The organism is Mycobacterium hackensackense, assembly GCF_025822555.1.
In the GTDB taxonomy this organism is placed as follows: domain Bacteria; phylum Actinomycetota; class Actinomycetes; order Mycobacteriales; family Mycobacteriaceae; genus Mycobacterium; species Mycobacterium fluoranthenivorans.
On sequence record NZ_JACKUC010000038.1, the window covers coordinates 1 to 12605 of the forward strand.

General features: G+C 67.0%; 13 protein-coding genes. 10 read left to right on the forward strand and 3 right to left on the reverse strand.

What is annotated here, in order from left to right:
• Together H7J86_RS28660 and H7J86_RS28665 are read right to left on the reverse strand one after the other, a co-directional pair.
• On the reverse strand, positions 1-1766 hold a 1766-nt coding region (locus H7J86_RS28660; RefSeq protein WP_267295074.1), incomplete at its 3' end, for an MMPL/RND family transporter.
• On the reverse strand, positions 1763-2191 hold the full coding sequence (locus H7J86_RS28665; protein WP_090357346.1) for an MmpS family transport accessory protein: 429 nt from the start codon (positions 2189-2191) through the stop codon (positions 1763-1765). The genes H7J86_RS28660 and H7J86_RS28665, both read right to left, overlap by 4 nt.
• Before the next feature lie 321 nt (positions 2192-2512).
• On the opposite strand from H7J86_RS28665, the gene H7J86_RS28670 reads away from it, so the two are divergent.
• The 3 genes from H7J86_RS28670 (at position 2513) to H7J86_RS28680 (ending at position 5146) form a co-directional block, all read left to right on the forward strand.
• A complete protein-coding gene (locus H7J86_RS28670) occupies positions 2513-3067 on the forward strand; it encodes an Rv1352/Rv1906c domain-containing protein (RefSeq protein WP_267295076.1) in 555 nt (184 codons plus the stop codon).
• 104 nt (positions 3068-3171) lie between these two features.
• Entirely contained in the window at positions 3172-4353 is a 1182-nt protein-coding gene (locus H7J86_RS28675; protein ID WP_267295078.1) for an acyltransferase family protein, read from the forward strand.
• Positions 4354-4462: 109 nt separating this feature from the next.
• Positions 4463-5146 (forward strand): Rv0518 family GDSL lipase, encoded by a 684-nt coding sequence (locus H7J86_RS28680; protein WP_372517347.1) that lies wholly within the window; start codon positions 4463-4465, stop codon positions 5144-5146.
• A 23-nt stretch (positions 5147-5169) separates the two neighbouring features.
• On the opposite strand, the gene H7J86_RS28685 is transcribed toward H7J86_RS28680, so the two are convergent.
• Positions 5170-5835 (reverse strand): MOSC domain-containing protein, encoded by a 666-nt coding sequence (locus H7J86_RS28685; protein WP_267295080.1) that lies wholly within the window; start codon positions 5833-5835, stop codon positions 5170-5172.
• A gap of 82 nt (positions 5836-5917) precedes the next feature.
• On the opposite strand from H7J86_RS28685, the gene H7J86_RS28690 reads away from it, so the two are divergent.
• Genes H7J86_RS28690 through H7J86_RS28720 form a run of 7 tightly spaced genes read left to right on the forward strand, consistent with a single transcriptional unit; the run spans position 5918 to position 12602 of the window.
• Positions 5918-6814, forward strand: a complete 897-nt coding sequence (locus H7J86_RS28690) for an ABC transporter permease (RefSeq protein ID WP_267295082.1) — start codon at positions 5918-5920, stop codon at positions 6812-6814.
• A complete protein-coding gene (locus tag H7J86_RS28695) occupies positions 6811-7542 on the forward strand; it encodes an ABC transporter ATP-binding protein (protein WP_090357354.1) in 732 nt (243 codons plus the stop codon). Before H7J86_RS28690 ends, H7J86_RS28695 begins: the two co-directional genes overlap by 4 nt.
• Positions 7543-7573: 31 nt before the next feature.
• On the forward strand, positions 7574-8614 hold the full coding sequence (locus tag H7J86_RS28700; protein ID WP_267295084.1) for an ABC transporter substrate-binding protein: 1041 nt from the start codon (positions 7574-7576) through the stop codon (positions 8612-8614).
• Positions 8611-9948: an LLM class flavin-dependent oxidoreductase gene (locus H7J86_RS28705; protein ID WP_090357358.1), complete on the forward strand. Its 1338-nt coding sequence runs from the start codon at positions 8611-8613 to the stop codon at positions 9946-9948. The genes H7J86_RS28700 and H7J86_RS28705 overlap by 4 nt, the downstream gene beginning before the upstream one ends.
• A gap of 53 nt (positions 9949-10001) precedes the next feature.
• Positions 10002-11594, forward strand: coding sequence for an FAD-dependent oxidoreductase (locus H7J86_RS28710; RefSeq protein ID WP_267295085.1), 1593 nt, complete (start codon positions 10002-10004; stop codon positions 11592-11594).
• Positions 11591-11923, forward strand: a complete 333-nt coding sequence (locus H7J86_RS28715; RefSeq protein ID WP_267295086.1) for a 4Fe-4S dicluster domain-containing protein — start codon at positions 11591-11593, stop codon at positions 11921-11923. The genes H7J86_RS28710 and H7J86_RS28715 overlap by 4 nt, the downstream gene beginning before the upstream one ends.
• Before the next feature lie 40 nt (positions 11924-11963).
• Positions 11964-12602 carry a hypothetical protein gene (locus H7J86_RS28720; RefSeq protein ID WP_267295087.1) on the forward strand — a complete coding sequence of 213 codons (639 nt, stop codon included), beginning with the start codon at positions 11964-11966 and terminating at the stop codon, positions 12600-12602.
• Positions 12603-12605: the final 3 nt, after the last annotated feature.

Below are 12605 nucleotides of genomic sequence, written 5' to 3' on the forward strand. Positions count from 1 at the left end.
AGGTAATTACGGATCGGGCGGAAGAAATCGTCGAAATCGGCGATATGGTCCCGCAATTCGGCCACATCGAGGGTCATGTTCTTCATCTTGGTGACCATCGAATGCGTGGTGGCGGCCATCTGGGCCGTGATGTTGGACATCTTGGTCATGTTGTCGATCGTGACCTGCATGTCATCGGCCTGCTTGAGCATGTTGGCCATCATGTCCTGCTGGTACTTCTCGTTCATCTTCTGCGAGGTGCCCTGCATGCTGATCTGGAACGGGATCGAGGTGTGCTCGATCGGGGTTCCCTGCGGCCGGGTGATGGCCTGCACCCGCCCGATACCCGGGGTGCGGAAGACCGCCTTGGCGATCTTGTCGATCACCAGGAAGTCCGCCGAGTTACGCAGATCGTGATCGCTCTCGATCATCAACAGTTCCGGGTTCATCCGGGCCTGGTTGAAATGCCGATCCGCCGCCGCATAGCCGATGTTGGCCGGAATGTCGGCGGGCAGGTAATTGCGGTCGTTGTAGCCGGCGCGGTACCCGGGCAAGGTCAGCAGCCCCACCATCGACAGCGCGATCGTGCCCACGAGTACCGGACCCGGCCAGCGCACGATGATCGCGCCGATCTTGCGCCAGCCCCGGGTGCGCATCGCGCGCTTGGGTTCCAGAGTCTTGCCGAAGCGCGACGCCACGGTGACAACGGCGGGGCCCAGCGTCAGGGCAGCGAAGACCGCGACCATCATGCCGATGGCCAGCGGGATACCGAGAGAGACGAAATAGGGCAGCTTGGTGAAGTGCAGGCAGAACGTCGCACCCGCGATCGTCATGCCCGAGCCGAGGATCACGTGGGCTGTGCCGTGATACATCGTGTAGTACGCCGACTCGCGGTCCTCACCGACGCTGCGGGCTTCCTGATAACGGCCGATCAGGAAGATGGCATAGTCCGTCGACGCGGCGATGGCTAATGTCACCAACAGGTTCGTCGCGAATGTCGAGAGCCCGATGATGTCGTAGTAGCCGAGAAAGGCGATGAATCCGCGGGTGATACCGAGCTCGACGGCAACCATGGCCAGCACCAGGAAAACCGTGACCACCGATCGGTAGATCAGCAGCAACATCACGAGGATGACGCCGAACGTCAGCATGGTGATCATCTGCATGCTGCGGTCGCCTGCGATGTGCTGATCGGCCATCAACGCCGAGGGGCCGGTGACGAACACCTTCAGACCCGGCGGCGGGGTCATACCGTCGATGATCTTCTGAGTGGCCTCGACGGATTCGTTGGCCAGCGACTCGCCCTGATTCCCGGCCAGGTACACCTGCACGTAGGTGGCCTTGCCGTCGGCGCTCTGCGCACCGGCCGCCGTCAGCGGATCGCCCCACATGTCCTGGATGTGCTCGACATGTTTGGTGTCGGCTTCCAGTTTCTTGATCATCTCGTCGTAGAACTTGTGCTCGGCGTCGCCGAGTTGGTGGTCGCTCTCCAACACCACCATGGCCGAGCTGTCCGATTTGAACTCGCCGAAGTCGGCGCCGATGCGCTTCATCGAGATCATCGACGGGGCGGTCTCGGGACTCATCGACACCGAGCGGAGCTTCCCGACCTCTTCGAGCTGCGGGACGATCACGTTGAGCACCACCATGATGGCGATCCAGCCGAGGATGATCGGCAGGGCCAAGGTCCGGATGGTGCGCGGAATGACGGTGCGGTTCGGTTGCTTCACCGCGGGGATGGCGTCGGTCGGCGGATCGGTTGGGGTGGCACCGGGCAGGGTGGTCATGCCGACTTCACCAGGCAGTACGTGTGCGCACCCACGCCGTCCACGGTCCGCTCGTCCTTGACCTCGTCATCGACGGTGATACGGCAGGACAGGCTGTTGCCGTCGCCCTGCGCGGAGATGGTGGGGAACACCGACGGCGCGGTGGTGCTCAACGTGAGCGTCCAGGGCAGCGGCGCGTTGTCGGCGCGCTGCGGTTTGGCGTCCAGGTCCATGTAGTTGATGTTGGCGGTGGCGCCGGTGCCCCAGATCTCGTACTTGACCACTTTGGGGTTGAACGGCTTGGTGTCGTCGCCGGCGCTGTTCTCGGTGGCGATATAGCCGGGACCGGTGCCGAAGAACGTGCGGACCCGCATCACGGTGAACGTGGCGACGGCGACCACGACCACGATGACCAGCGGAATCCAGATGCGCTTGAGCACGTTCATCGAGTACCGATTTCCCCCGTCAGCTTGATTCGCCGCCGCTACCAGGCGTCTTATGATCGCCACAGGTTAGCTCATGTAACTGAGAGCTTAGCCCATATAACAGAGTGACGTGTCGTACATATTTTGCAACGCCGACGGGCTGCTCTGCCAATGGTCACCGGGCCCATGCCGACGCCTTCTACCTGCATGTTAGTGGCTGAGACCGCAGTCTAGAGCGGAGTCGCCGGATGCGCGCACCGGCCGCGTTCCGGGGCATCGGGAGCCACTCAGGCAGCCTTAAGGGTTACTGTGCACCGCTGGCACGGGCCTACCCTGATACCCATGAGGTCGAATTTGTGGGCACTGCCTGCCGCCTTCGCCGCCGTCGCAGCCATGGCCTGGGCGGTGGCGTCCCCGGCCGGCGCCGACCCCGCGCCCGCGCCGGCCCCGGCGCCGCCGGCGGCACCCAAGACCGTGATCGACCACGACGGTGCCTTCGTGGTGGGCACCGATATCGCGCCGGGGGTGTACGCCTCGGCAGGTCCGGTCGGCGACGGCACGTGCTCCTGGCGCCGGATCGCCGCCGCGCCGGCCGGCCAGACCGGTGACACCATCGACCGCGCATTCACCCACGAGGCGCAGGTGGTGCAGATCGACGCCTCCGATGGCACCTTCAAAACCACCGGATGCCAGACCTGGCAGCTGACCGACCAGGCGCCGCCCGGGCCGGGACTGCCGCCGGTGCTGCAGGGCCTGAAACTCAAGGCCTACCTCGACACGCTCAACCGCAACGCCGCGCAGTACAACGCGGGCAATCCCGATGCACCTGCGGCGCCCGTTTCGCCTCCGCAAGGAACCGGACCTGCACCGGGACCGGCTCCCACGCCCACGCCCTGATCGCGTTCATCCGTCGTTGACAGGAATCGCTCAGCGTTCGCTTCGCGGCCACTGACCCGTTGCGCTGATATTCTCCCAACGGATACGGCCACGGAAAGAGTGTTGTGCGCAGCGGAGAGATCAAGGCCCTCACGGGTCTTCGCATCTTTGCCGCGGTCTGGGTGGTGCTCTTCCACTTCCGGCCGTTGCTACATGAGGCCGCCCCGAATTTCAGCGAGGCGCTGGCCCCGATCCTCAATGTCGGCGCGCAAGGCGTCGACCTGTTCTTCATCCTCAGCGGATTCGTCCTGACCTGGACCTACATCGACAAGATGGGTAAGAACTGGTCCACCCGGGCCACGTTGCACTTCCTGTGGATGCGGCTGGCCCGGGTGTGGCCGGTCTACCTGGTGACCCTGCATCTGGCCGCGCTCTGGATCATCTTCACGCTCTACGTCGGCCACGTTCCCTCGGAGAACGTCGGCACCCTCAACGCCATCAGTTACATCCGCCAGTTGTTCCTGGTGCAGCTGTGGTTCCAGCCGTTCTTCGACGGCTCCAGCTGGGATGGACCGGCGTGGTCGATCAGCGCGGAATGGCTGGCTTATCTGCTGTTCGGCGGGCTGGTGCTGATCATCTTCCGGATGGCCAGGGCCACCCGGGCCCGCACCCTGCTGTGGCTGGCGTTCGCGGTGACGCTGCCGCCGGTCATGTTCCTGCTGGCCACCGGGCACTTCTACACGCCGTGGAGCTGGCTCCCGCGCATTCTGCTGCAGTTCACCGCCGGCGCCATCGCGTGCGCCGCGGTACGCCGACTGAACCCGTCCGATCGGACCCGCACCCTGGCCGGCATCGCGGGCGTCGTGCTGGTCGTGGCGATGGTCGGCGCTCTCTACTGGTTCGACGCACACCCGATTCCGGATGTGATCGACAGCGGCGGTGTGCTCGACCTGTTGTTCGTCCCGCTGGTGGTGACGCTGGCGATCGGCACCGGCACGTTGCCGAGTCTGTTGTCGCTACGGGTGCTCACCTACGGCGGGCAGATCTCGTTCAGCCTGTACATGGTGCACGAGATCGTGCACACCGCGTGGAACTGGGCGGTGTTGCAGTTCGAGCTCACCCTCGCCGGCCCCGCCGGCACGTGGATGCTGCTGGGTGTGTTCGCCGTCGCATTCGCCGCAGCGGCCGCGCTGTATCACTTCGTCGAGGAACCCGCCCGGCGGTGGATGCGCAGAATGGTCGACGTCAAGGACGCGACCCCGTCCGTTCAGTCGCTGGACCGCGATGACCGCAAGCTGTCCGCCTGAGGGTTCGCTGTGCATTCGGTGTGCCGAATCACCCTGCGCGGCAAACTATCTGAAGTCAACCAGTAGGCTGTCGGCGGTATCGATCCTGGACCACCGGAGGGGGAATCCGTTGCACCGCGTTGTCGTGCTCGTGATGTCGCTGGCTGTGACGGCTGGACTTGTCAGCACCCGTCCGGTCGAGGTGATGACCGTCAGCCGCGAGGCGCCGCTCAGTCATATCGCGGTGATCGGCGACTCGTACACCACCGGGACCAACTTCGGCGGTCTGGGCGGCAAGGGGTGGCCGGCTCGGGCCTGGCAGGTGCTGGCCCGACAGGGGAAGCCGGTGACCGCGGACGTCGCGTCCGAGGGCCGCGCCGGATACGGGGTCCGCGGCGATCACGGCAGCGTGTTCGGAGATCTCACGGCGCGCGCGGTACGGCCCGATGACGTCCTGGTGGTGTTCTTCGGATCCCGCAACGACGAACCCGTCGATCCGCTGGCGCTGGCCGGGATGGCCTGGAGTGCCTTCGATTCCGCCCGCCGGACCGCGCCGGCGGCCAAGCTGCTCGTGATCGGCCCGCCGTGGCCCACCGCCGACGTACCCGACAAGGTGCTGCAGAACCGCGACGCGCTGGGCAACGCCGCCCGTGCCGCCGGAGCGGTCTTCATCGACCCGATCGCCGAGCGGTGGTTCGTCGGGCGTCCGGACCTGATCGCGCCCGACGGTGTGCACCCCAACGATGCCGGACACACCTACCTGGCCGACCGGATCGCCTCGCTGGTCGGCGACCAGCTGCCCCTCACCCCCTGAGCCGCACGTGCCCGCGGTGGTGGTTACCCGGCCCGGTCCGCGCGGCGCCGTGCCTTCTGCTTGATGTCCTCGGGTAGCGCGTCGGCGGCGAGTATCGACGGCAGCATGCCGGCTTCAAGGGTGAGGGCGCGGAACACCACCCCGACGGTGATGTCGTGGTCGGGGCGCTCGATGACCTCGATGCGGTCGCCGGCGCGCACCGCGCCGGGTGTCACCACGCGCAGATACGCACCCGGGACCGCGGTCGTGGTGAAAGACTTGACCCAGCCGTTGATCTCCAGCCAAAGCGCGAACGTGCGGCAGGGAATTCGCGGGCGCGACACCTCCAGTTCCAAGCCTTCGGAACCGACCCGCCACCGCTCGCCGACCAAGGCATTCGTCACGTCCACACCGCTGGTGGTGAGGTTCTCGCCGAACACTCCGTTGGCGATCTCGCGTTCCAGCCTGCCCTCCCAGGCATCGAGATCCTCTCGCGCGTAGGCGTACACCGCCTGATCGTCACCACCGTGGAAGGCCTGATTGCCGATCAGATCGCCCACCAACCCGCTGCCCAGCCCGCCCTGCATCGGCCCGGGGGAGCGCACCTCGACCCGCAGCGCTGTCGGCCGCTTGTCGATGCCGGTCTGCAGCCGGTCGTCGTCGGGACTCGTCCGGGGTTCGGCGATGTTGACCGTGAGCACATGGGACATGGACTCAGATTAATGGGCTGGAAAGAATCGGACCGATTTGATGGGTCCCGCAATGACACCCGAGCCGTCATCGTGACAAGGCATGAGCACCCTCAGTGCGATCGGCGCGCCGGCTGCCGCAGAATTGCCTTCCGCGGCCGTCAGCCCTGCGCGGCGGCGGGATGTCTTCGTCCCCGTCGATGGTGGGCCCCGCACCAGACTGGGCCGGGTGCGACGGGCGCTGCACTGGCCCCTCGGCATCTACACCACTCCGGTGCTCATCCTGGTCGCGTGGGAGATCCTGGCCAGGACAGGGGTTCTTGCGCCGGCCTATGCGCCCGCGCCCAGCGATATCGTGGCCACCACCGTCGAGCTCTGGCGTGATGGCATCCTCGGCCCTGATCTGGTGATCTCGTTGCAGCGGGCCGGTCTGGGGTTGGCGATCGGGCTGGCGGTCGGCATCGTCGCGGGGGTCTTGGGCGGGTTGTTGCGCAGCGGTGAGTACGTGTTCAACGGTGTGGCGCAGATCCTCAACACCGTCCCGCTGCTCGCGGTGCTGCCGTTGTTCGTCGTGTGGTTCGGTATCGACGAGCTGACGAAGGTGCTGCTGATCGCGTTCGGCGCGGGTGTGCCCATGTACCTCAATCTGTTCGCGGCCATCCGGGGTGTCGACCAGCGCCTGATCGAGATGACCCGGACCACCGGTGCCGGCCTGTGGCGGCTGGTCATCCGAGTGCTCCTTCCCGGATCGCTCCCGGGTTTCCTTGTGGGCCTGCGCTTCTCACTTGCCTACAGCATCCTGGGGTTGGTCGCCGCGGAAACCGTCAACGCCGATGCAGGACTGGGCTTCCTGATCACCCAGGCGCAGACCTATCTGCAGACCAACAAGGTCTTTGTGGGCCTGGTGATCTACTCACTGCTCGGTCTGGCTGCCGATCAGGTGGTCCGCACGCTCGAACGGGTGCTGCTGCGCTGGCGGCCCAGTTTCGAGGCGGTGTGAGCCGCCCCGCGCTGACCGCACCGCGGCAGCAGACCGGCGTCCTGGTCGAACAGGTCGTCCGTGCGTTCGGCGATCGCGTGGTCCTGGACCGTCTCGACCTGCAGATCGGCAGTCAGGAACTGGTTGCGCTGCTCGGCCCGTCCGGGTGCGGCAAGAGCACACTGTTGCGTCTGCTCGCCGGTTTGGACAAGCCGGACGGCGGCCGCATCGAGGTACCCGCCACACGTGCTGTCGTGTTTCAGGCCGACCGGTTGCTGCCCTGGCAACGTGTCCTCCGCAATGTGACCCTCGGGCTGCGCGGCCCCGACGCGAATGATCGAGCTCGGCGTGCGCTGCGCGAGGTGAACCTCGCGGGCCGCGAAAAAGCTTGGCCCAAAGAACTTTCCGGCGGCGAGGCGCAACGCGTCGCGCTGGCCAGGGCCCTGGTCTCCGAACCGGAGCTGGTGCTGCTCGACGAGCCTTTTGCCGCGTTGGATGCCATCACCCGGGTGCGGATGCACGACCTGGTTCGCGAACTGCGCCGCGTGCACGAGGCGTCGATGCTGCTGGTCACCCATGACGTCGACGAAGCCATCGCGCTCGCGGACCGCATTCTGGTGATGAGCGGCGGCCGCATCGGCGCCGAGCACCGGGTGCACTTGTCCGCCGACGACCGCGAAGCCGGCATCGCCCGTGAAGAACTGCGTGCGGCCCTGCTGACCGAACTCGGCCTGGCCAGCCAGCAGTGAACCTCGAATCACGACGACAACAGGAGAATTGATGCCCAGCAAGACTTTCCGCTTCGCGGCTGCCGCGGCGGTCCTCGCGCTCGCGAGTGCGGCCACCGCTTGCGGATCATCGTCGAAGGGCAGCGAGGCGCCGCTGAGCAAGTCGGGCAGTGCAAGTCATCCGGAGTGGAGCCAGTACACGTTCACGCTCGGCGACAACGGCGGTGACGGCAGCGAGGAACTGGCCAGGGTCACCGGCGCTTTCGATGACGCGCCGTACAAGATCAAGTTCGCCCGGTTCGACTACGGACCACCGCTGGTCCAGGCCACCGCCACCGGTGACATCGATCTCGGCTATGTCGGCACGGTCCCGCCGATCACCGGCGCCGCGAAACAGTTCGGCTTCAAGATCGTCGCGACCCAGCACGGTGCCGATCTCACCAAGGCCGCCGAGAACATCATCGTGCCCAAGGACTCACCGATCCAGACCTTGGCCGATCTCAAGGGCAAGAAAATTGCGATTCCGCAGGGCAGCTCGGCGCACGGCTTGGCCCTGCTCGCCCTCAAGAGCGTGGGCCTGACCCCCAAGGACGTCGAACTCGTCTATCTGAGCCCGGCCGCCGGGGCGACCGCCTTCAACAGCGGCAAGGTGGACGCCTGGTCCATCTGGAATCCCCCGTCCGCGATTGCCGTCAAGGACGGTGCTCGCATCATCGCCAAGGGCCTCCCGCCGATCGACCAGGTGAACAACTACTACGTGGCCACCGAGAAATCGCTCAACGACCCCGGCCGGCGGGCAGCACTTGCCGACGTGCTCACCCGGGTCGCGAAGATCTTCACCTGGGCCCAGCAGCATCCCGATGAGTACGCCAAGGCCATCGCAAAGGAGACCGGCGTGTCCCTGGATGATGCGCGTACCACCGTCGATTCCTATCCCTTCACGATCACTGCGGTGCAGCCCGCGGATATCAAGGCCGAACAAGACCTCGGCGACGCATTCTTCGAGGCGGGTGAGATCACCAAAAAGGTCGACGTCACCCAGCTCACCGACAATCTGCTCCCGGCCGACTTCGACAGCACCAAGGTGTCATGACAGACACGGGTAGAAGGGAGCTGCATCTCAACGCCTTCGTCATGGAGGCGGGCCACCATGAGGCCGCGTGGCGGCTGCCGGAGAGCAACCCGCGTGCCGATTTCGATCTGGCGCACTGGATTTCGCTGGCCAAGATCGCCGAGGACGCCAAACTCGACGCGGTGTTCCTGGCCGACGGACCGGCGCTCACCGGAACCGGTGAGTTCCGCCCGCCCGGGCAGCTCGAGCCGCTCACCCTGCTGACCGCACTCGCCCAGCACACCAGCCGGATCGGGTTGATCGCCACCGTCTCGTCCACCTACAACGAGCCTTACAACCTGGCCCGACGGCTGGCGTCGGTCGACCATGTGAGCGCGGGCCGCGCGGGCTGGAACATCGTCACCTCGGCCGGTGCCGACGAGGCGGCCAACTTCGGACTTGCCGACCGTCCCACCCACGCGCAGCGTTACGCCAGGGCCGACGAGTTCCTGCAGGCTGCCAAGGCGCTCTGGGACAGCTGGGAGAGTGACGCGATCCTGGGTGACAAGGCGGCCGGCCGGTACGCCGACCCGACCCGGCTGCACCAGATCGACTATCGAGGTGACCATTTCCGGGTTGCCGGTCCGCTGAACGTCGAACGCCCGCCGCAGGGCCATCCGGTGCTGGTGCAGGCCGGGTCGTCAGAGGACGGCCGGAGTTTCGCGGCCCGGCACGCGGAGGCCATCTTCACCGCGCACCAGACCTACGAGCGGGCCGCAGACTTCTACTCCGACATCAAGGCCCGGGTGCGTTCAGCAGGCAGGGACCCCGACGGTGTCCTCGTGCTGCCCGGGATCGTGCCGTTCCTCGGCTCGACCGAGGCCGAGGCGCGCGACCTGGCTCGGCGCTTCGATGATCTGCGGGTCCCCGAATACGGGCTGACACAGCTGGCCTGGAACTTCGAGACGGATCCGTCGGTGTTCGAGCTCGACGGTCCGCTGCCCGACTTCATCCTGGCCCGACCGAAACTGCAAGGCTCGCAGAGCCGGACGGATCTGATCATCGAACTGGCGCAGCGCGAGAACCTGACGGTGCGGGAGATCCTGTCGCGCCTTGGCGGTGGGCGGGGACACTTCACCTTTGTCGGGACACCCGAGCAGGCCGCCGACACCATCGTCGCCTGGTTCGAGGGCGGCGCGGCCGACGGGTTCAACATCATGGCACCTGCGCTGCCGTCGGGCCTGGAGACCTTCGTCGAACACGTGCTGCCGATCCTGCAACGCAAGGGACTGTTCCGGGAGGAGTACCGCGGCGAGACGCTGCGCGAGCATTACGGTCTGGCCGTCCCGGACAATCAGTTCCGCAGAAATGGGTGATGTCCCGGCCCCGATCTTCGGGGCCGAGCGTCTGAAATCCTCACGGAGGATGGATGTCTGAACATCAAGAGCAGATTCGCACCGACGTGCTGGTCGTCGGTGGTGGACCGGCAGGTACCTGGGCCGCCATCAAGGCGGCGCAGGCCGGCGCGGAGGTTGTCCTCGCGGACAAGGGCTACACCGGGGCCAGCGGTGCGACGGCATCGGTCGGAACGGGCATCTGGTATGTCGAGGACGTCCCGGAACTGCGTGAGGCGGCGATGGCCAGTCGCGAGGCGCTCGGTGGCCATCTCGCCGACCGGGACTGGATGGCGCGGGTACTCGACGAAACCTATGCCAGGGTCGACGAACTCGCCCGGATCCAGCGCTACCCCTTTCCGGTGGACGACGACGGCAAGCCCATCCGTGGCGACTTACAGGGCCCGGAGTACATGCGACGCCAACGCTCCCGGGTGTCCCGACTCGGTGTGCGGATCCTCGATCACACACCGGCGCTGGAACTGCTCCTGGATGACGACGGTGTGGTCTCCGGCGCGGTCGCACTCGATCGGCGCACCGGCGCCACGGTGCACATCCAGGCCGGCGCGGTGGTGCTCGCGACGGGTGGCTGCGCATTCCAGTCCAAGACCCTCGGGTGTGACGTGAATACCGGTGACGGAGCCCTGATGGCGGTGGAGGTCGGAGCCGTGTTGTCGGGGATGGAGTTCTCCAGCGCCTATGCCATCGCGGTCAAGGGCACGTCGCTGACCAAGACCGCCTACTACTCCTGGGCCACCTTCTACCGCGCCGACAAGACAGTGCTCGAGGGTGCGGCCAGCTACGGCGGCCGGTCCGTGATCGCCAAAACTCTGTTGACGGAACCGGTTTTCGCGCGGATCGACCGCGCGAGTCCGGCCGAACAGACAGCGATGCGCAGGGGACAGCCCAACTTCTTCCTGGTCTTCGACAGGCTTGGCATCGACCCGTTCACCGAATTCTTCGAGATCACTCTGCTGGCTGAGGGCACGGTCCGCGGTACCGGGGGAGTGCGGGTGGCCGGATACGACTGCGCCAGCGACGTACCGGGGCTCTACGTGGCGGGCGATACCGCGACCCGGGAATTGATCTGTGGTGGATTCAGCGGCGGAGGCAGCCACAACGCGGCGTGGGCGGCGTCGTCGGGTAGCTGGGCCGGCCACGGTGCGGCCGCGTTCGCCATCAGTCGTAGAACGGCCCGGGCACCGGGACCCGCCGGGCTTCGACCCGCCGGAACGGCTGGGCGGCGGCCGCACGGGCCGATCGCCCTCGACTACCGCGCCGTCGTCGCGGAGGTACAACGCCAGGTGCTGCCCTACGAGGTGAACTATCTACGGCACGGGGACCGGTTGCGGCCGGCCCTGGACTCACTGGATCACGCGTGGGCCGCCGTCCGGCAGGGCCTTGGGGGTACCGGAGAGGACATCTTCCGGGCTCGCGAGGCGGCGGCGATGGTCGCACACGGCCGGTGGATGTTCCATGCCGCGCTGGCGCGTACGGAGAGCCGTGGCATGCACAAGCGCCGGGACCGCCCCGGGCTGGATCCGGCTCAGCACCACCGTCTGCTGACGGGTGGCCTCGATGACGTATGGAGCAAGCCAGAACTGACCTCGAGGGGCCGGGCCGCATGATCGAGGTCGTGGCCGCCGAGCGATGCATCGCCTGCGACCGGTGCATCGACGTGTGCCCGACCCGCATCTTCGACCGGGGCCGGGAGGGAATCCCTGTGATCGCCCGCCAGGACAGCTGCCAGACCTGCTTCCAGTGCGAGGCATACTGCCCCGTCGATGCGCTGTTCGTGGCCCCGCGTGCGACCCCGGAACCGGCCGACTCCCGGTTCCGCGATATCGGCTATCTGGCCGACCACGAGCTGCTCGGTACCTACCGCCGTGAACTGGGTTGGGGCGGCGGACGTTCGCTCGGCGCCCGTACCGCGGTCGGGCCGGCGTTCCCCGACTAGGGGTTTCCCGGCTGTTCCCGCCGTCACCTAGCATTAGCCGATGATCGAGCGGACCGCTCGCCGTAATGCGGATTTCGGCAACCCGCCGGACCACGTTGACGACGGCTGGTTCGGGGCAGCTGCTACCGCGCCGGAACACGTGGGCAGGCACGCCCGTGCGGAGGGGGCGGCCCCGACATTCGATATCGCACCGGCATCCACCGGCCCCCGGCACGCCGCGCCCGAGACCCCGGTCGCCGCGGGGTGGCTCTTTCAGCCACGCCGTCCGGACCCCTGGTATCGCACCCGCGCGGTCATCCCCGCAGTGGCGGCGCTCGCCGTCGCCATTCCGGTCACCGTGGTGGCGATGCGCGCACCGGAACCGGCACCGGATCGACCGGAGCCGGTGCCGGTTCCGGTCACCACCGCCGCGACGAGCTCGCCCCTGGCACCCAGCGCCGCACCGGCACCACCGCTGCCGGACCCGGACCCGGCGCAGGAGCTCCCCACCCAGACCGAGCAACCCACCTATCACGTGCCGCGGGACACCGAGCCGACGCAGCGTCGCAAACCGGAGATCGGGGTCACCCGCACCCCGGTGACCCGCAAGCCGATCAGCGCCGTCCCACCGGCACCCCCGACGACGGGTCGCAATTCGTCCACACCCGGCGATGAGCCCGGCGGCTGGGGATTCTGGTGAGGC

What these genes read in the sequence shown, in the direction of transcription:
- H7J86_RS28665 (WP_090357346.1), bottom strand. Translation starts at nt 2,191, where the DNA reads ATGAACGTGCTCAAGCGCATCTGGATTCCGCTGGTCATCGTGGTCGTG.
- H7J86_RS28705 (WP_090357358.1), top strand. Translation starts at nt 8,611, where the DNA reads ATGACAGACACGGGTAGAAGGGAGCTGCATCTCAACGCCTTCGTCATG.
- H7J86_RS28690 (WP_267295082.1), top strand. Translation starts at nt 5,918, where the DNA reads ATGAGCACCCTCAGTGCGATCGGCGCGCCGGCTGCCGCAGAATTGCCT.
- H7J86_RS28710 (WP_267295085.1), top strand. Translation starts at nt 10,002, where the DNA reads ATGTCTGAACATCAAGAGCAGATTCGCACCGACGTGCTGGTCGTCGGT.
- H7J86_RS28715 (WP_267295086.1), top strand. Translation starts at nt 11,591, where the DNA reads ATGATCGAGGTCGTGGCCGCCGAGCGATGCATCGCCTGCGACCGGTGC.
- H7J86_RS28700 (WP_267295084.1), top strand. Translation starts at nt 7,574, where the DNA reads ATGCCCAGCAAGACTTTCCGCTTCGCGGCTGCCGCGGCGGTCCTCGCG.
- H7J86_RS28685 (WP_267295080.1), bottom strand. Translation starts at nt 5,835, where the DNA reads ATGTCCCATGTGCTCACGGTCAACATCGCCGAACCCCGGACGAGTCCC.
- H7J86_RS28720 (WP_267295087.1), top strand. Translation starts at nt 11,964, where the DNA reads ATGATCGAGCGGACCGCTCGCCGTAATGCGGATTTCGGCAACCCGCCG.
- H7J86_RS28670 (WP_267295076.1), top strand. Translation starts at nt 2,513, where the DNA reads ATGAGGTCGAATTTGTGGGCACTGCCTGCCGCCTTCGCCGCCGTCGCA.